The organism is Pseudomonas sp. MD195_PC81_125 (assembly GCF_014060985.1).
Taxonomy (GTDB): domain Bacteria; phylum Pseudomonadota; class Gammaproteobacteria; order Pseudomonadales; family Pseudomonadaceae; genus Aquipseudomonas; species Aquipseudomonas parakoreensis.
Genome location: NZ_JABULD010000296.1, coordinates 1 through 17,622 on the forward strand (window position 1 = coordinate 1; position 17,622 = coordinate 17,622).

The window sequence follows — 17,622 nt, forward strand, 5'->3', positions numbered from 1 at the left end:
GGAGAACAGGTACATCAGCGCATTGTACGGAGCGAACAGCGCCGAGTGGTTGACGAACTGACGCAGGACCGGCAGACGCGCCTTGCCGCGCAAATGCACATAGAGGATGCTGCCCACAAACAGCAGCAACACCAACACCTTGGCGGCTAACGAAAAGGTCATCAACGACTCCTTGAATAAAGACAACGCTGCGCAACGCCTTTTACCCGGCATGGCAGCCGGCCATGATAAACACTACCGGCCTCGGGAAAAACCCGCTGAAGCCAAGATTCAGTGTTAAGAATTGCGCAACAAAGCATTTATTAGCATAACGATCCTGAACCCCGGCTGATCTGAGTCAATTCGACTATTGCTGATTCTCCTGCTCGGTGAACAGATCGCTGAACAACATGCTCGACAGATACCGCTCACCGGAGTCCGGCAAAATCACCACGATGGTCTTGCCCTGCATTTCCGGCTTCTCGGCCAGACGCACGGCCACGGCCATGGCCGCGCCGCAGGAAATACCGCACAGGATGCCTTCTTCCTGCATCAGACGCAGCGCCATGGCTTTGGATTCGTCGTCGGTGACCTGTTCCACCCGGTCGACCATCGACAAATCGAGGTTCTTTGGTACGAAACCGGCACCAATCCCCTGAATCTTGTGTGGGCTCGGCTTGATCTCTTCCCCCGCCAGGGCCTGGCTGATCACCGGCGAAGAGACGGGTTCTACGGCGACCGACAGAATCGGTTTGCCCTGGGTATTCTTGATATACCGCGAAACACCGGTGATGGTTCCGCCGGTCCCGACACCTGCGACCAGTACATCGACAGCACCGTCAGTGTCGTTCCAGATTTCCGGACCGGTGGTTTTTTCGTGAATCGCCGGGTTGGCCGGATTATCGAACTGCGACGGCATGAAGAATGAGCCAGTGTCGCTGGCAACAATTTCGGCAGCCTTCTCGATTGCGCCTTTCATGCCTTTGGCCGGCTCGGTCAGGACCAGTTCTGCGCCGAGGGCCTTGAGCACCTTGCGCCGCTCGATGCTCATCGAGGCCGGCATGGTCAGCATCAATTTGTAACCACGGGCGGCAGCAACGAAGGCCAGACCGATGCCGGTATTGCCCGACGTCGGTTCGACGATGGTCATGCCCGGCTTGAGTTTGCCGCTGCTCTCGGCGTCCCAGATCATGTTCGCGCCGATTCGGCATTTGACCGAATAACCGGGGTTGCGTCCCTCGATCTTGGCCAGAATGGTCACGCCACGCGGCGCGATGCGGTTGATCTGCACCAGCGGCGTATTGCCGATGGAATGGGCGTTGTCAGCGAAAATACGGCTCATGGCTGGGTCCTTATGCAGCGTTGAATTCAGCCTTCCAAGGTATGCCTGTTGCCTGACGCAGTCCAGTCGGGTCGAACGTCTGCGACGCGCAACAGTCAATCGCTTACATCGTTCGGGAACTACCGCCATGAAGCGTCGCTACAGCTGGCCCATCGGAATTTTCGCCATCATCGTCTTGCTGCTGATCGCCCTGCACATCGCCCTGCCCTACATGGTTCGCGATTACTTGAACGGCAAGCTCGCCGACATGGGCGATTACCGCGGTCAGATCACCGATGTCGATCTGGCCCTTTGGCGCGGCGCTTATAAGATCAACGGCCTGAAAATCGTCAAGGTCGACGGCAAAGTACCGGTGCCGTTCGTCAACGCGCCGGTGATTGATCTGGCGGTCAGTTGGCACTCGCTGTGGTACGACCATGCCGTGGTGGCGCAGGTGCAGTTCTTCAATCCCGAGATCAACTTCGTCGATGGCGGGGCCGACAAGAAGAACTCGCAGACCGGTAAAGGCACCGACTGGCGCGCGCAGCTGGGCAAGTTGCTGCCAATCACCCTCGACGAAGTACAGATTCACGACGGCAAGATCAGTTTTCGTAATTTCAACTCCAGACCGCCGGTCAACATGAACGCCAGCAACGTCGAAGCGAGCATCTACAACCTGACCAACGTGGTCGACAAACAGGGCAAACGCGACGCCCGTTTCGAAGCCAAGGCCAAGCTGCTCGGCCATGCACCGCTGGAGACCAGCGCCACCTTCGATCCGCTGAGCAACTTCGAAGACTTCCAGTTCCGCCTGCGCGCCCGCGACATCGAACTCAAAAGCATGAACGACTTTGCCTCGGCCTACGGCAAGTTCGATTTCAACGCCGGCCATGGCGACATCGTCATCGAAGCCCAAGCGAAAAAAGCCCAGGTCAGCGGCTACATCAAACCCTTGCTACGCGACGTCGAAGTGTTCAACTGGCAGCAGGATGTGGAAAACAAGGACAAGAGCATCTTCCGCTCCGTCTGGGAGGCCATCGTCGGCGGCACGGAAACCGTGCTGAAGAACCAGGCCAAAAACCAGTTCGCCACCAAGGTCGAACTCAGTGGCAACGTGCATCAGCAAAATATCAGCGCGTTCGAAGCGTTCTTGCAGATTTTGCGTAATGGCTTCATTCAGGCTTTCAATGCGCGGTATGAGCGGCCGAAGCCGGATGCGGGCTAATTCTTACGATTAACGACATATCGACCAGACTCTTCAGCCGCCAGCGTGGACTTTTGCTGCAATGAGTCCCAACCAAGACAAGCCAAGGCTAATGACCTTGGCACCGCCTCCCGCCCATTACTGTATCGGCTGATGCTGCGGGCACTGACACCCAGCGCCTCGGCTGCCTGATTCAGTGAGAGTCCGGTACGTGCACGCCAATCGATGAAAATCCAAGTGTTTTCATCGACAGTGTTTTGGGCCAGCGCATCCATATAAAGCGTGTCTGCGCCAATCTGTATATCGGGCTCAAGCCATTCGACCGTCCAGCCATTGTCGTCAAGGGTCGCAGCCGCAAACACTTCGAGATCAAGCAATGGTTGCAGACCTGGATAAGCGTGGATATCTCGGCTCAGGTCAAGGGTCAGATCCTGACCATCAATAAAGGTCAGTTTCAATCGAAAACCTGACAGTGCCTGCACAGCCGTCAGACGAGGCCTTTTCATGGGTAACATCGTTTCCAGTCCTCCAGCCGTTGCACTTGATGAGCCGCAACCCAAGCCAGCGCTTCCTTGATAATCAGCGGCGGTGCCTTGCCCGTCATGACTTCGACGGTTTCAAGGCTCAGCATCACGTCCACACCGCCACCGATCAAGTGGACATGGGGTGGCGGGTGATCCTTCTCACGTAACTGAATGCGGTATTTGTCGCGAAATCGGTATTTAGTCGTCATGCCCGACAGGCTATCGCCAAATCGGCGATACCTGAATACTGGCCTCTGGCCGAAACCGAGTCAACATGTGACGCCCCATTCAGAGACTGAATAAGCCGTCTGCGTTCACAGTCGACCGGGCTGCGCGTTATAGTCGGGGCATCCGATTTTTTCGCCCCCGCCCTGCCCGTGCAGGTCGGCGTTACCGTTCGAGGATTAGCAGATGAAGTTCGAAGGCACCCAGGCCTACGTCGCCACCGATGACCTGAAGCTGGCGGTCAACGCCGCCATCACCCTGGAGCGGCCGCTGCTGGTCAAGGGCGAACCGGGCACCGGCAAGACCATGCTCGCCGAGCAACTGGCCGAATCGTTCGGCGCCAAGCTGATCACCTGGCACATCAAGTCCACCACCAAGGCCCATCAGGGCCTGTACGAGTACGATGCGGTCAGCCGTCTGCGCGACTCGCAACTGGGCAACGAAAAAGTCCACGACGTGCGCAACTACCTGAAGAAGGGCAAGTTGTGGGAGGCGTTCGAGTCCGAAGAACGCGTCATTCTGCTGATCGACGAAATCGACAAGGCTGACATCGAGTTCCCCAACGACCTGCTGCAAGAACTCGACAAGATGGAGTTCTACGTTTACGAGATCGACGAGACCATCAAGGCAAAAAAACGCCCGATCATCATCATTACCTCCAACAACGAGAAAGAACTGCCGGACGCCTTCCTGCGCCGCTGCTTCTTCCATTACATCGCCTTCCCCGATCGCACGACCCTGCAGAAAATCGTCGACGTGCACTACCCGGACATCAAGAAGGACCTGGTCAGCGAGGCGCTGGACGTGTTCTTCGACGTGCGCAAGGTGCCGGGCCTGAAGAAGAAGCCGTCGACCTCGGAACTGGTCGATTGGCTGAAGCTGCTGATGGCTGACAACATCGGCGAAGCGGTGCTGCGCGAGCGCGATCCGACCAAAGCCATTCCGCCACTGGCCGGTGCGCTGGTGAAGAACGAGCAGGACGTGCAGTTGCTTGAGCGCCTGGCGTTCATGAGCCGTCGCGGTTCTCGCTAAGAGGCTGATGCCATGTTGCTCAACCTGTTCAACGAAATGCGTGCCGCCAAGGTGCCGGTGTCGGTGCGCGAGCTGCTCGACCTGATCAACGCGCTGAAACAGCGCGTGACCTTCGCCGACATGGACGAGTTCTATTACTTGTCGCGGGCGATTCTGGTCAAGGACGAACGGCATTTCGACAAGTTCGACCGTGCGTTCGGCGCCTACTTCAATGGCCTGGAAAAACTCGACGATCACCTGCAGGCATTGATTCCCGAAGACTGGCTGCGCAAGGAATTCGAGCGCTCGCTGAGCGATGAGGAACGCGCGCAGATCCAGTCCCTCGGCGGCCTGGACAAGCTGATCGAAGAGTTCAAGAAACGTCTGGAAGAACAGAAGGAACGCCACGCCGGCGGCAACAAATGGATCGGCACCGGCGGCACCAGCCCGTTTGGCTCCGGCGGCTTCAACCCGGAAGGCATTCGGGTCGGCGATGCCGGCAAGCGCCAGGGCAAAGCGGTGAAAGTCTGGGATCAGCGCGAGTACAAGAACCTCGACGATTCGGTGGAACTGGGCACCCGCAACATCAAGGTCGCTTTGCGTCGCCTGCGTAAATTCGCCCGTCAGGGGGCAGCGGAAGAGCTGGACATCGACGGCACCATCGACCACACCGCCAAGGATGCCGGCCTGCTGAACATCCAGATGCGCCCGGAGCGGCGCAACACGGTGAAGCTGTTGCTGCTGTTCGACATCGGCGGCTCGATGGACGCCCACGTGAAGATCTGCGAGGAGTTGTTCTCGGCGTGCAAGACCGAGTTCAAGCATCTGGAGTACTTCTACTTCCACAACTTCATTTATGAATCGGTGTGGAAGAACAACATGCGCCGCACTTCCGAGCGCTTCTCGACGCAGGACTTGCTGCACAAATACGGCGCCGACTACAAAGTGATCTTCATCGGCGACGCCGCCATGGCGCCCTACGAAATCACCCAGGCCGGCGGCAGTGTCGAGCACTGGAACGAAGAGCCGGGTTACGTGTGGATGCAGCGCTTCATGGAAAAGTACAAGAAGCTCATCTGGATCAATCCGTATCCGAAGGACACTTGGGGCTATACCTCGTCGACCAATATCGTGCGCGATTTGATCGAGGACCAGATGTATCCGTTGACGTTGCGCGGGTTGGAAGAAGGGATGCGCTTCCTGTCCAAATAAAAGCAAAAGATCGCAGCCTGCGGCAGCTCCTACATGGAAACGCGAATCCCTGTGTAGGAGTTGCCGCAGGCTGCGATCTTTTGCTTTTAAAGACTCGGCGGGGTCAATTGCTCGCCCCGCCATTCAAACCCCACCGGTGCCAACACCTGATCAATCTGCGCCTCGGCCCACAACGTCGCGAAGTTTTTTCCCACACCCGGATGCACCCGGTCCGGCGCAATCAGCGACAGCGGCCACAGCACAAAGGCGTTTTTCAGAATTTCGGCACGCGGCAGGATCAAACCGTCGAAATTACCCGTCAGATCACCGTACAACAGCACATCGATATCCAGCGGCAAGCCCTTGCGATCAGGGGCATAGCGACCATTATCGGCCTCGATGAATTTCAGGCGTCGATCCAGTTCCATCAACGGCAGATCGGTCAATGCCGAGACTACGAAATTGAAGAACGGCCCGCTCTTGATTCCCACTGGCTGGCTCTCGAACACCGCCGAACAGCGGATATCCACCAGAAATGTCGCCAAAGCGTCGAGCCCGGCGCGCAAATGGGTTTCGCGCTCGATATTGCTACCGAGCCCGAGGTACACCTGAGTCAGCGACATCCGCGCTCGATCTCCACACCCACGCCACCCTTGGCGGCCGGCACGGCGCCCGGCTTGGTCAGTTTCAGTTGAACCCAGGTAATCTTGAACTCGGTCATCAGCACTTCGACCAGACGCTCGGCAAAGGTCTCGACCAATTGATATTGCGCTTGTTCGGCAAAGGCCTGGATGCGCGTGGAAACGCTGGCGTAATCGAGCGCCAGAGTCAGGTCGTCACCGGCCGCAGCCGGACGATTGTCCCAGGCGAAGCTCAGATCAAGACGCAAGCACTGACGGATGCCGCGCTCCCAGTCATAGGCACCGATCACGGTGTCGACTTCCAGGCCCTCGATAAACACTCTGTCCAAGCACTTTTCTCCGCTGCACGACAAGGGCGCAATGCGCCGTTAGAATCAGGGCGTCCTCGCCCGGAATAGTTAGCATGTTTTGGTTACTGGCGACCCTCGCCTACCTGCTCGGCTCTCTGTCCTTCGCCATTTTGCTCAGCCGCCTGACCGGAAATCCGGACCCGCGAATGAGTGGCTCGGGTAATGCCGGCGCCACCAACATGCTGCGCCTGGCCGGTCGCAAACTGGCGATCCTGACCTTGCTCGGTGATCTGTGCAAAGGCCTGTTGCCGGTGCTGATCGCAGCAGCCGCTGGCCTTTCGCTGCAGGATCAGGCCTGGATCGGCGTGTGCGCCGTGATCGGTCACCTGTTCCCGCTGTATTTCCGTTTTCGCGGTGGCAAAGGCGTCGCCACGGCTGCCGGCATGCTGCTGGGCCTGTATCCACCCGCCGCGCTGCTGGCGGTGTGCGCCTGGCTGCTGACGTTCTACCTGACCCGTACCAGCTCGCTGGCGGCGCTGATCGCCACGCCCCTGACCTTGCCCCTACTTGCATGGCAAGAGCCGGAGGCGCTGCTGCCGATGAGCGCGCTGACGCTTCTGATCGTCTGGCGCCACCGCGGCAATCTACGCGACCTGTTTGCCGGGCGCGAACGGCATTTTTAAATACCGCCCATGAGCGCCGCACATTACAGCGCCGACAACTGCTCCATCGGCCAGCGCGCCTGCACGCTGATCGCCAGACTTTCCTGCTGACCGGCCTGCAAACGCTGACAACCGGCAAACGCGATCATCGCGCCATTGTCGGTGCAAAACTCGGGACGGGCGTAAAACACATCGCCCTTCATATCGCCGAGCATCTTTTCCAGCGAAACACGCAACGCCTTGTTGGCACTGACGCCGCCAGCGATCACCAGACGTTTCATGCTTGCCTGTTTCAGGGCCCGCTTGCATTTGATGGTCAAAGTCTCCACCACGGCCTGCTGGAACGCCAGCGCAATGTCGCAACGGGCTTGCTCGCTGTCGTCCCCGGCGCTGACGCATTGCTGCCAGGTGTTGAGGGCAAAGGTCTTCAAGCCACTGAAGCTGAAATCCAGACCCGGGCGATCACACATCGGACGCGGGAAGGTGAAACGTCCCGCAACGCCCTTCTCGGCCAGCTTGGCGATTTCCGGCCCGCCCGGATAATTGAGGCCCATCATTTTCGCGGTTTTGTCGAACGCTTCACCGGCGGCATCGTCGAGGGTCTCGCCGAGCAGGCTGTATTGGCCAATGCCATCGACCTGAACCAGTTGCGTGTGCCCACCGGACACCAACAAAGCGACGAACGGAAATTCCGGCGGTTTGGGCTCCAGCATCGGCGCCAGCAAGTGGCCTTCCATGTGGTGCACACCAAGTGCTGGAATACCCCAGGCAAACGCCAGCGCCTGAGCGCACGAGGCACCGACCAGCAGCGCGCCGACCAGGCCCGGGCCCGCGGTGTAGGCGATCGCATCGATCTCGGTCGGCACGCAGTCGGCCTCGGCCAACACCTGACGAATCAAGGGCAGCATGCGTTTGACGTGGTCACGCGAGGCCAGCTCCGGCACCACGCCGCCATAGACGCGGTGCAGGTCGATCTGGCTGAACAGCGCGTCGGCCAGCAGGCCGCGTTCACTGTCGTATAATGCGACGCCGGTTTCGTCGCAGGAGGTTTCTAATCCCAGTACTAGCATGGGTTTGCGCCTTGTTTAGGCTGAATTCGAAGGCGCGCATAATAGTCGCCACGCGATGCCCCGACTAGCGGTTTTCGATCAGAGGCTTTGCATTCCGAGCGATGAGGGGTTAACATCCGCAACCCTTAAAAACCGACGTCTTCAAGTGCTCTTTTGCCGCGAGGATGTTGACCCCGGTAATGAATGAAGGTAGCTCTGGATGCCAGCCGTCAAAGTTAAAGAGAACGAACCCTTCGACGTAGCTCTGCGTCGTTTCAAGCGCTCCTGCGAAAAAGCCGGTGTACTGGCTGAAGTTCGTAGCCGCGAATTTTACGAGAAGCCAACTTCTGAGCGTAAGCGCAAAGCAGCAGCCGCTGTTAAGCGTCACGCCAAGAAAGTTCAGCGCGAACAGCGCCGCGCCGTTCGTCTGTACTAATACACAGACGTTCGTAGCAAGCTTCTTGCCTAAGCCCGGCCTTCAGCCGGGCTAATGGCATTTGCGTAAAACGCTTGATGCTTCACCGTCGAAGCCGCACACGCGACCGAGACAAATCTGCTTCACGCGTCAGACCTGGCTCTTTTGCCAGCGGTGCACGTCTTTTCTGACGAGCCTTTCAAGGCTACTGACGAGCACACCCACTGATTCCTCTCACGACGATCAGCCCAAGGCACCTCCATGCGTGCCCGCTTTATTGAGCTATCCGAGGCCATTTATCGGCCGTCAGCGGATTCAGCGCAACACTTTCAAATAGTCGAAGACTGATGGTTACTAACGTCAGTGGATTTTCGGCAGATACACTTCCCGATAGCGAATACGCACCGACCGGTCGAACCGCCCATTTTGTGCGCTTCACTCAAGACCCGTGTCCGGCCGCCCTTCGCATCGGACTCATTACAGCGCAGACGAGAACGCCATGGCCGGGCTGATTCCCCAGAGCTTTATTGACGACCTCCTGAACCGCACCGACATCGTCGACGTGGTCAGCTCGCGCGTGCAACTGAAAAAGGCCGGCAAGAACTACACCGCCTGCTGCCCGTTCCACAAAGAGAAAACCCCGTCGTTCAGCGTCAGCCCCGACAAGCAGTTCTATTACTGCTTCGGCTGCGGCGCCGGCGGCAACGCCCTCGGCTTTCTCATGGACCACGACAACCTGGATTTCCCCCAGGCTGTCGAGGACCTGGCCAAGGCCGCCGGCATGGAAGTCCCCCGCGAAGAAAGCGGCCGTCCGCACAAACCGCGACAGCCAACCGACTCGCCGCTGTATCCGCTGCTCACCGCCGCCGCCGACTTTTACCGCCAGGCGCTCAAGAGCCATCCGGCGCGCAAGGCTGCGGTGGATTACCTCAAGGGCCGCGGTCTGACCGGCGAGATCGCCCGGGACTTCGGTCTCGGCTTTGCGCCGCCGGGCTGGGACAATCTGTTCAAGCACTTGAGCAGCGACACGTTGCAGCAGAAGGCCATGATCGACGCCGGCCTGCTGATCGAGAACGCCGAAACCGGCAAACGCTATGACCGCTTCCGCGATCGCGTGATGTTCCCGATCCGCGATACCCGCGGCCGGATCATCGCTTTCGGTGGCCGGGTACTGGGTGACGACAAGCCGAAATACCTGAATTCGCCGGAAACCCCGGTCTTCCATAAAGGCCAGGAACTCTACGGCCTCTATGAAGCACGCAAGAACAACCGCAACCTCGACGAAATCATCGTCGTCGAGGGTTACATGGACGTCATAGCCCTCGCCCAGCAAGGCTTGCGCAATGCCGTCGCAACCTTGGGCACGGCGACCAGCGAAGAGCACCTCAAGCGCCTGTTTCGCGTCGTGCCCAACGTTCTGTTCTGCTTCGATGGCGACCAGGCTGGCCGCAATGCGGCATGGCGCGCACTGGAGGCGACACTGCCGTGCCTGCAGGACGGGCGCCGTGCGCGCTTCCTGTTTCTACCCGAAGGCGAAGACCCGGATACGCTGGTTCGCGCCGAAGGCACTGACGCCTTCAAGGCTCGCATCAATCAGCATGCGCAGCCGCTGGCAGACTATTTCTTCCAGCAACTGACCGAGGAAGCCGATCCGCGCTCGCTCGAAGGCAAGGCCCACATGGCTACCCTCGCCGCGCCGCTGATCGACAAAGTGCCCGGCGCCAACTTGCGCATTCTGATGCGTCAGCGCCTGACCGAAATCACCGGCCTGAGCAGCGAAACGGTCAGCCAGCTTGCGCAAAGTGCGCCGCAGGAAGCTCCTCCGGCCTACGATCCGGGCATCGATTACGACGCAATGCCGGACTACAGCGACTACCATCAGCCGCAGGCACAGGACATGTATGTGCCGCAGCAGGAGTGGACGCCAAAGAAACCCGGCGCCGGCGGCAAGAAATGGGACAAGAAACCCTGGGACAAGAACGGCAAGCGTGGCGGCGATCGCGATCAACAGCGCCCACGCACGCCGATTGGTGTCGAGTCGCCGACGCTGACCGCCCTGCGTACATTGCTGCACCACCCGCAACTGGCCGAACGCGTCGAAGACGCCGGGCACATTGCGGACGAAAATCAGACCAATGCCCAGTTGCTTGTGGCGCTGCTCGAAGCCGTACAGAAGAATCCCAAGCTAAACTCATTTCAGTTGATCGCGCGATGGCATGGCACTGAACAGGGTCGCTTGCTCAAGGCGTTGGCGGAAAAGGAGTGGCTGATTGACGGAGAAAACCTTGAACAACAGTTTTTCGACACCATTACTAGCTTGTCAGCCCGCCAACGCGAGCGAAATCTGGAACAGTTGCTCAGGAAAGCGCGTCAAAGCGAACTGAGCGCCGAAGAGAAAAATCAACTGCGCGACCTATTAAGTCGCAATGTTTCCGCATCAAACCCGACCTCAACTGGCGCGTGAGGTCATAGCTCAGGTATAATCCTCGGCTTGTTTTTTGCCCGCCAAGACCTTCAGTGGATAGGGTGTTATGTCCGGAAAAGCGCAACAGCAGTCTCGTATTATTGAGTTGATCAAACTGGGTCGTGAGCAGAAGTATCTGACTTACGCCGAGGTCAACGACCACCTGCCCGAGGATATTTCAGATCCGGAGCAGGTGGAAGACATCATCCGCATGATTAACGACATGGGGATCCCCGTACACGAGAGTGCTCCGGATGCGGACGCCCTTATGTTGGCCGACGCCGATACCGACGAGGCCGCTGCGGAAGAAGCAGCCGCCGCGTTGGCCGCGGTGGAGACCGATATCGGTCGCACCACTGACCCGGTGCGCATGTACATGCGTGAAATGGGTACGGTCGAGCTTCTGACTCGTGAAGGCGAAATCGAAATCGCCAAGCGTATCGAAGAAGGCATCCGTGAAGTGATGAGCGCTATCGCGCACTTCCCAGGCACGGTTGACCACATTCTCTCCGAGTACACTCGCGTCACCACCGAAGGTGGTCGCCTGTCCGACGTTCTGAGCGGTTACATCGACCCGGACGACGGCATTGCGCCGCCTGCTGCCGAAGTGCCACCGCCGATCGACGCGAAAGCCGCCAAGGCTGACGACGATACCGACGACGATGACGCCGAAGCTTCGGATGACGAAGAAGAAGCCGAAAGCGGTCCGGATCCGGTCATCGCTGCGCAGCGTTTCGGCGCTGTCTCCGACCAGATGGAAATCACCCGCAAGGCCCTGAAAAAGCACGGTCGTCACAACAAGGCCGCCGTTGCCGAGTTGCTGGCCCTGGCCGAGCTGTTCATGCCGATCAAACTGGTGCCGAAGCAATTCGAAGCCTTGGTCGAGCGTGTTCGCAGTGCCTTGGATCGCCTGCGTCAGCAAGAGCGCGCGATCATGCAACTGTGCGTCCGTGATGCACGTATGCCACGCGCCGATTTCCTGCGTCAGTTCCCGGGCAATGAAGTCGACGAAAGCTGGTCCGACGCCCTGGCCAAAGGCAAGAGCAAATACGCCGAAGCCATTGGTCGCGTGCAGCCAGACATCATCCGTTGCCAGCAGAAGCTGATTGCGCTGGAAACCGAAACCGGTCTGACCATCGCTGAAATCAAGGACATCAACCGTCGCATGTCGATCGGTGAGGCCAAGGCCCGCCGCGCGAAGAAAGAGATGGTTGAAGCCAACTTGCGTCTGGTGATCTCGATCGCCAAGAAGTACACCAACCGCGGCCTGCAATTCCTCGATCTGATCCAGGAAGGCAACATCGGTCTGATGAAAGCGGTGGACAAGTTCGAATACCGTCGTGGTTACAAGTTCTCGACTTATGCCACCTGGTGGATCCGTCAGGCGATCACTCGCTCGATCGCCGACCAGGCTCGCACCATTCGTATTCCGGTGCACATGATCGAGACGATCAACAAGCTCAACCGTATTTCCCGCCAGATGCTGCAGGAAATGGGTCGTGAACCGACTCCGGAAGAACTGGGCGAACGCATGGAAATGCCTGAGGACAAGATCCGCAAGGTGTTGAAGATCGCTAAAGAGCCGATCTCCATGGAAACCCCGATCGGTGATGACGAAGACTCTCATCTGGGTGACTTCATCGAAGACTCGACCATGCAGTCGCCAATCGATGTGGCAACCGTTGAAAGCCTGAAAGAAGCCACCCGCGAAGTGCTGTCCGGCCTCACTGCCCGTGAAGCCAAAGTACTGCGCATGCGCTTCGGTATCGACATGAACACCGACCACACACTCGAAGAAGTGGGCAAACAGTTTGACGTAACGCGCGAGCGGATCCGTCAGATCGAAGCCAAGGCGCTGCGCAAGCTGCGCCACCCGACGCGAAGCGAGCATCTGCGCTCCTTCCTCGACGAGTGATACCAGAACCCCCGGCCCAGGCCGGGGGTTTTGTTTTATACGGCAGATTAAATCCCTCGCACCGCCCCTCCCCCGCATACCCCGTCTACACTCGAAACAATCAATCCCGTGCCCTAACGAGACGGTTATGCCCAGACTGGCGCCCGTGCTTTTCTTGCTGTCACTGATGATCTGGACCGCAACGGCTAACGCGCTGACTCTGACCGATGAAGAACGTAGCTGGCTCGCGGCTCACCCGGACTTGCGCCTGGGTGTAGACGCCTCGTGGCCGCCGTTCGAGTTCCGTGATGAACAGAATCGCTATCAAGGTCTGGCCGCTGATTACATCGACGTGATCCGCCAGCGCCTGGCCGTCAAACTCACCCCGGTCGAGCCGTCGAGCTGGACTGAGGTGCTGGCGCAGGTGAAAACCGGCAAGATCGATCTGCTGCCTGGGATCATGTCCACGCCCGAGCGCCAGAACTATCTGTCGTTTACTCGCCCTTATCTCGATTTCCCGATCGTGATCCTCGCCCATATCGGCGGCGCGCAACCGCGCAAAATCGAAGACCTGTACGGACTGAAGATCGCCGTGGTGGAAAACTACGCCCCCCACGAACTCCTGCGCACCCACCATCCGGACCTGAATCTGGTGGCCATGCCCAATGTCAGCTCGGCCTTGCAGGCCCTGGCTACCGATGAAGTAGATGCGGTCGTCGGCGATCTCGCCTCCAGCGTCTGGAGCCTGCGCCAACTCAAGCTCGACGGTTTATACGTAAGCGGCGAAACCCCGTATCGCTACCAGTTGGCCATGGGCGTGCCCCGTGACAACAAAATGCTGGTGGGCATTCTGGACAAGGTCCTGGCGGACATGAGCCCGGAGGAAATCAGCAGCATTCAGGAACATTGGGTCGGCAATGTCCTCGATCATCGGACATTCTGGTCGGATTTGCTGATTTACGGCCTGCCGGGCCTGTTATTGCTGATGATCATCCTGGCTGTGGTCATTCGCATCAATCGCCGCCTGAGTTCGGAAATTGCCCGCCGCGTCGACCTCGAACAGGAATTGCGCAGCAGCGAATACCACTACCGCGGACTGGTGGAGAGCCTGTCGGCCATCGCCTGGGAAGCGCGCATGAGCGACTTCACCTACAGCTATGTGTCGCCGCATGCCGAGGATCTGCTCGGTTATCCACAGGCGCACTGGCTGATTCCGGGTTTCTGGCGCAACATCATCCACCCCGCCGACCTGACGCGTGCCCAGGCCATCTGCGATGAGGCGGTGCGCGAAGGGCGCGATCACACCCTCGATTATCGGGTGATTACCGCAGACGGTCGCTGCCTGTGGGTGCGCGATATTGTCAGCCTGATCGAGCACGGCCATGAGCCGGTGATGCGCGGGCTGATGATCGACATCAGCGAAACCAAACGGACAGAAGAAGCATTGCGGCTGTCGGAGCAAAAGTTCGCTTCAGTGTTCCAGCAATGCCCGGACATTCTGGTCATCGCGAGGCTGTCCGATGGCTGCCTGTTGGAGGTCAACGAAGCCTTTGAAGAACAGATCGGCCTGAAGGCCGAAGAAGTCATAGGCCAGACCGCCACGGAACTCAACATCTGGGGCATTCCCGGGGTCGGGCCGGGACTGCTCCAGCGCTTGCAGGCCGGTAGCATCCGCAACCTGGAGATGCCCTTTCGCCGCAACAACGGTCAGGTATTCACCGGCCTGATCTCCGCCGAACCCTTCGACCTCGACACCACTCCAGCGCTGGTGGTGGTGGTGCGCGACATCACTCAGCTCAAGGAAACCCAACAACAACTGCAAACCTCCGAAGAGAAGTTCGCCAAGGCTTTTCATGCCTCACCGGACGGCTTGCTGCTGTCGCGTCAGAGCGATGGCTTGCTGCTGGAAGTCAACGAGGGCTTCAGCCGCATCACCGGATTCAATAGCGCGATGTCGGTGGATCGCTCGGCGCTGGACCTGGGGATCTGGGTCAACCTCAACGAACGCAAGCAGATGCTCGACCTGCTGCACCGCGACGGCTTCGTGCGCGACTTCACCTGCCATATCCGCCGCAGCGACGGGCAGATCCGCCTGTGCGAAGTGTCCAGCCGACCGCTGCCGATCGGCGAAGAAGACTGTATGCTGACTATCGCCCGGGACATCACCGAACGCCATCTGATGCAGGAAAAGCTGCAACAGGCCGCCACCGTTTTCGAGAGCACCGCCGAGGGCGTGCTGATCACCGACACCCAGCAGCACATCAGCGCGGTGAACCGTGCGTTCACCGAAATTACCGGCTACAGCGAAAGCGAAGCCCTCGGCCACACCCCCGCGCCTGCTCGCCTCCGGCCTGCATGACAGCGCGTTTTACGCGGCGATGTGGCACCAGTTGACCGACGAGGGTCACTGGCAAGGCGAGATTTCCAACCGGCGCAAGAACGGCGAGCTGTACCCGAGCTGGCTGACCATTAGCGCCGTGCGCAACCGCGACAAATTCATCACCCACTTCGTCGCGGTGTTTGCTGACATCTCCAGCCTCAAACACGCGCAAGCCAAACTCGACTATCAAGCGCACCACGACCCACTCACCGGCCTGCCGAATCGCACCCTGTTCGAAAGTCGCCTGCTCACCGCGCTGAACAGTCAGCAGGAAAATGGCGGTCAGGGCGCCGTGCTGTTTCTCGATCTCGACCGTTTCAAACACATCAACGACAGCCTTGGGCACCCGGTTGGCGACCTGTTGCTCAAAGGCATTGCCGTACGCCTGAAGGAGCAATTGCGCGATATCGACACCGTCGCCCGACTGGGCGGGGATGAATTCATTATCCTGCTGCCGGGCCTGCAACAAGCCAGTGATGCCGACAACATCGCAATCAAACTGCTCAACTGCTTTGGCGCACCGTTTCAGGCCGGTGAGCACGAGTTTTTCATCAGTGCCAGCATCGGCACCAGCCTCTACCCACGGGATGGCTGCGACGTTGCAACTCTGGTGAAAAACGCCGACGCCGCGATGTACCGCTCCAAGGCCAAGGGCCGCAACCGCGTCGAAAGCTACACCCGCGACCTCACCGCCCAAGCCAGCGAACGCGTGGCACTGGAACACGAACTGCGCCGGGCCATCGAACGCGAAGAGTTGTTCCTCTACTACCAGCCGAAAATCAGCCTCGACGACCATCGCCTGGTCGGCGCCGAAGCACTGATCCGCTGGCGCCACCCGACCTTCGGCGAAGTGCCGCCCGAGCACTTCATTCCGCTGGCCGAAGAGAACGGCATGATCTTGCAGATCGGTGATTGGGTACTCGAGACCGCCTGCCGGCAGATGTTCGAGTGGAATCAGATCTACGACAGCCTCGGCCCGCTGTCAGTCAACCTCGCCGGTGCGCAACTGCGCCAGCCGAATCTGCTCGGGCGTATCGAACAACTGCTCAGGGACAACCGTTTGCAGCCGGATTTACTGCAACTGGAAATTACCGAAAACTTCATCATGAGTCAGGCCGAAGAGGCCTTGGCGGTGCTGCACCAGCTCAAACACCTGGGTGTACAACTGGCGATCGACGACTTCGGCACCGGTTATTCATCACTCAGTTACCTCAAACGCCTGCCGCTGGACATCCTCAAGATCGACCAGTCTTTTGTTCGCGGACTGCCCGACGACCCGCACGACGCGGCGATCGTCCGCGCGATCATCGCCCTGGGCCGGAGCATGCAATTCACCGTGATTGCCGAGGGCGTGGAAACCCAGGCGCAACAGCAATTTCTGGCGGCTGAGGGCTGCGAACAGATTCAGGGCTACATCGTCAGCCTGCCACTGCCCCCGGAAGAATTCGCCGCAACGTTTCTTCGTGTAACCATATCGGATTATTCGGATAGCACAGCCGAGAAACCGTCGTTATAATCCGCGACCTACTGAGGGCCTATAGCTCAGTTGGTTAGAGCAGAGGACTCATAATCCTTTGGTCCACGGTTCAAGTCCGTGTGGGCCCACCACATTTGAAAGCCGCGCTACATGCGCGGCTTTTTCTTGGGCGATCGGTTGGGGGGGGGACAATCTTTGCGAGCGCAATGTTCGGAAGACTTCCCCGGAGTCTGTAGGCAAGTTCCGAAGCTGTGATTTAAAAGGCTTTGGTGTCTGTTGGGCTGTTCTTTGGCGGGATATTCTCGAGGCGTCGCTGCTTATCAGCGGTCGGGCTGGTCTACTCACGAAAAGGGAAGCAGATCCATCGACACTCGAATAGGCAGAGTTGAAAGTTCCCAAAAAGGGACCTATCGTTCCCTTTTTGGGACTTAAAGAGTTAACCATGCCGGCTATCCCGCTCAGCGATGCTCTCTTTACCGCGACCCAGCAGAAGGTATTGGCCATGTTGTATGGCAAACCGGATCAGAGCTTCTACGCCAACGAAATATCTCGCTGGGCACAGGTCGGCAAGGGCAGTGTCATGCGAGAACTGGAGCGTCTGCACGGTGCAGGCATTCTTACAATGAGTCGTCGGGGTAACCAGACGCACTACCAAGCCAACTCCGAATGTCCCATCTATGCAGAACTGCTGGGGATCGTGCGCAAAACTTTTGGTATTGCAGAGCAGTTACGTGCGGCCTTGGCTCCAGTGAGCGATCAATTGGTGTGGGCATTTATCTACGGCTCCGTCGCCAAGGGCAACGAGCATGGCGGCAGTGACATCGACCTGATGCTGATAGGCGAACACCTCAGTTACAGCGACTTGATGGAAAGGCTACTTCCCGTAGAGGAATAC

Annotated in this window: 14 protein-coding genes, 1 tRNA gene and 2 pseudogenes; 10 read left to right on the plus strand and 7 right to left on the minus strand. The window is 58.8% G+C overall.

All coding sequences use genetic code 11. From position 1 onward, the window contains the following. Both HT737_RS12635 and cysK read right to left on the minus strand, forming a co-directional pair. Positions 1-162: pseudogene (locus tag HT737_RS12635) on the minus strand (aspartyl/asparaginyl beta-hydroxylase domain-containing protein); the annotation flags it as partial. A gap of 184 nt (positions 163-346) precedes the next feature. Then, positions 347-1,321 (minus strand): cysteine synthase A, encoded by a 975-nt coding sequence (cysK, locus tag HT737_RS12640; protein ID WP_047292345.1) that lies wholly within the window; start codon positions 1,319-1,321, stop codon positions 347-349. A 127-nt stretch (positions 1,322-1,448) separates the two neighbouring features. On the opposite strand from cysK, the gene HT737_RS12645 reads away from it, so the two are divergent. Next, entirely contained in the window at positions 1,449-2,525 is a 1,077-nt protein-coding gene (locus HT737_RS12645) for a DUF748 domain-containing protein (protein ID WP_182402716.1), read from the plus strand. Here the strand turns inward: HT737_RS12645 and HT737_RS12650 are convergent. Further along, entirely contained in the window at positions 2,522-3,019 is a 498-nt protein-coding gene (locus HT737_RS12650; protein WP_182402718.1) for a helix-turn-helix domain-containing protein, read from the minus strand. The two genes, HT737_RS12645 and HT737_RS12650, sit on opposite strands and share 4 nt — an antisense overlap. After that, positions 3,007-3,237: a DUF4160 domain-containing protein gene (locus HT737_RS12655; RefSeq protein WP_182402720.1), complete on the minus strand. Its 231-nt coding sequence runs from the start codon at positions 3,235-3,237 to the stop codon at positions 3,007-3,009. Before HT737_RS12655 ends, HT737_RS12650 begins: the two co-directional genes overlap by 13 nt. Before the next feature lie 202 nt (positions 3,238-3,439). Here HT737_RS12655 and HT737_RS12660 point away from each other — a divergent pair, with 202 nt between their 5' ends. Both HT737_RS12660 and HT737_RS12665 read left to right on the plus strand, forming a co-directional pair. Then, complete coding sequence (locus tag HT737_RS12660; RefSeq protein WP_025110627.1) at positions 3,440-4,285, plus strand: MoxR family ATPase; 846 nt, start codon at positions 3,440-3,442, stop codon at positions 4,283-4,285. 12 nt (positions 4,286-4,297) lie between these two features. Continuing rightward, positions 4,298-5,476 (plus strand): VWA domain-containing protein, encoded by a 1,179-nt coding sequence (locus tag HT737_RS12665; protein WP_182402722.1) that lies wholly within the window; start codon positions 4,298-4,300, stop codon positions 5,474-5,476. An 86-nt stretch (positions 5,477-5,562) separates the two neighbouring features. Here HT737_RS12665 and folK read toward each other — a convergent pair whose 3' ends face one another. Together folK and folB are read right to left on the minus strand one after the other, a co-directional pair. Further along, positions 5,563-6,078 carry a 2-amino-4-hydroxy-6-hydroxymethyldihydropteridine diphosphokinase gene (folK, locus tag HT737_RS12670; RefSeq protein WP_108183988.1) on the minus strand — a complete coding sequence of 172 codons (516 nt, stop codon included), beginning with the start codon at positions 6,076-6,078 and terminating at the stop codon, positions 5,563-5,565. Further along, entirely contained in the window at positions 6,069-6,425 is a 357-nt protein-coding gene (gene folB / locus HT737_RS12675) for a dihydroneopterin aldolase (protein ID WP_182402724.1), read from the minus strand. The genes folK and folB overlap by 10 nt, the downstream gene beginning before the upstream one ends. 74 nt (positions 6,426-6,499) lie before the next feature. On the opposite strand from folB, the gene plsY reads away from it, so the two are divergent. Beyond that, positions 6,500-7,069, plus strand: coding sequence for a glycerol-3-phosphate 1-O-acyltransferase PlsY (gene plsY, locus HT737_RS12680; protein WP_041070041.1), 570 nt, complete (start codon positions 6,500-6,502; stop codon positions 7,067-7,069). A gap of 23 nt (positions 7,070-7,092) precedes the next feature. On the opposite strand, the gene tsaD is transcribed toward plsY, so the two are convergent. Beyond that, positions 7,093-8,118, minus strand: a complete 1,026-nt coding sequence (gene tsaD, locus HT737_RS12685; RefSeq protein ID WP_182402726.1) for a tRNA (adenosine(37)-N6)-threonylcarbamoyltransferase complex transferase subunit TsaD — start codon at positions 8,116-8,118, stop codon at positions 7,093-7,095. Between the two features lie 199 nt (positions 8,119-8,317). On the opposite strand from tsaD, the gene rpsU reads away from it, so the two are divergent. The 6 genes and pseudogenes from rpsU to HT737_RS12715 all read left to right on the plus strand — a co-directional run. Then, positions 8,318-8,533 carry a 30S ribosomal protein S21 gene (gene rpsU / locus HT737_RS12690; protein ID WP_002551877.1) on the plus strand — a complete coding sequence of 72 codons (216 nt, stop codon included), beginning with the start codon at positions 8,318-8,320 and terminating at the stop codon, positions 8,531-8,533. Positions 8,534-9,011: 478 nt separating this feature from the next. Then, positions 9,012-10,976, plus strand: a complete 1,965-nt coding sequence (gene dnaG, locus HT737_RS12695; protein ID WP_041070033.1) for a DNA primase — start codon at positions 9,012-9,014, stop codon at positions 10,974-10,976. 67 nt (positions 10,977-11,043) lie between these two features. Beyond that, the gene (rpoD, locus tag HT737_RS12700; RefSeq protein ID WP_041070030.1) at positions 11,044-12,891 is read left to right on the plus strand and encodes an RNA polymerase sigma factor RpoD; all 1,848 of its coding nucleotides are present in this window, start codon (positions 11,044-11,046) and stop codon (positions 12,889-12,891) included. 127 nt (positions 12,892-13,018) lie between these two features. After that, a pseudogene (locus tag HT737_RS12705) lies at positions 13,019-16,766 on the plus strand (bifunctional diguanylate cyclase/phosphodiesterase). A gap of 15 nt (positions 16,767-16,781) precedes the next feature. Continuing rightward, positions 16,782-16,858, plus strand: a tRNA-Ile gene (locus HT737_RS12710). A gap of 311 nt (positions 16,859-17,169) precedes the next feature. Further along, the coding region (locus HT737_RS12715; RefSeq protein ID WP_182402728.1) for a nucleotidyltransferase domain-containing protein at positions 17,170-17,622 on the plus strand (453 nt) is incomplete at its 3' end.

Coding starts and splice junctions, on each gene's coding strand:
- cysK (WP_047292345.1), bottom strand. CDS start 1,321: ATGAGCCGTATTTTCGCTGACAACGCCCATTCCATCGGCAATACGCCG.
- HT737_RS12645 (WP_182402716.1), top strand. CDS start 1,449: ATGAAGCGTCGCTACAGCTGGCCCATCGGAATTTTCGCCATCATCGTC.
- HT737_RS12650 (WP_182402718.1), bottom strand. CDS start 3,019: ATGTTACCCATGAAAAGGCCTCGTCTGACGGCTGTGCAGGCACTGTCA.
- HT737_RS12655 (WP_182402720.1), bottom strand. CDS start 3,237: ATGACGACTAAATACCGATTTCGCGACAAATACCGCATTCAGTTACGT.
- HT737_RS12660 (WP_025110627.1), top strand. CDS start 3,440: ATGAAGTTCGAAGGCACCCAGGCCTACGTCGCCACCGATGACCTGAAG.
- HT737_RS12665 (WP_182402722.1), top strand. CDS start 4,298: ATGTTGCTCAACCTGTTCAACGAAATGCGTGCCGCCAAGGTGCCGGTG.
- folK (WP_108183988.1), bottom strand. CDS start 6,078: ATGTCGCTGACTCAGGTGTACCTCGGGCTCGGTAGCAATATCGAGCGC.
- plsY (WP_041070041.1), top strand. CDS start 6,500: ATGTTTTGGTTACTGGCGACCCTCGCCTACCTGCTCGGCTCTCTGTCC.
- tsaD (WP_182402726.1), bottom strand. CDS start 8,118: ATGCTAGTACTGGGATTAGAAACCTCCTGCGACGAAACCGGCGTCGCA.
- rpsU (WP_002551877.1), top strand. CDS start 8,318: ATGCCAGCCGTCAAAGTTAAAGAGAACGAACCCTTCGACGTAGCTCTG.
- dnaG (WP_041070033.1), top strand. CDS start 9,012: ATGGCCGGGCTGATTCCCCAGAGCTTTATTGACGACCTCCTGAACCGC.
- rpoD (WP_041070030.1), top strand. CDS start 11,044: ATGTCCGGAAAAGCGCAACAGCAGTCTCGTATTATTGAGTTGATCAAA.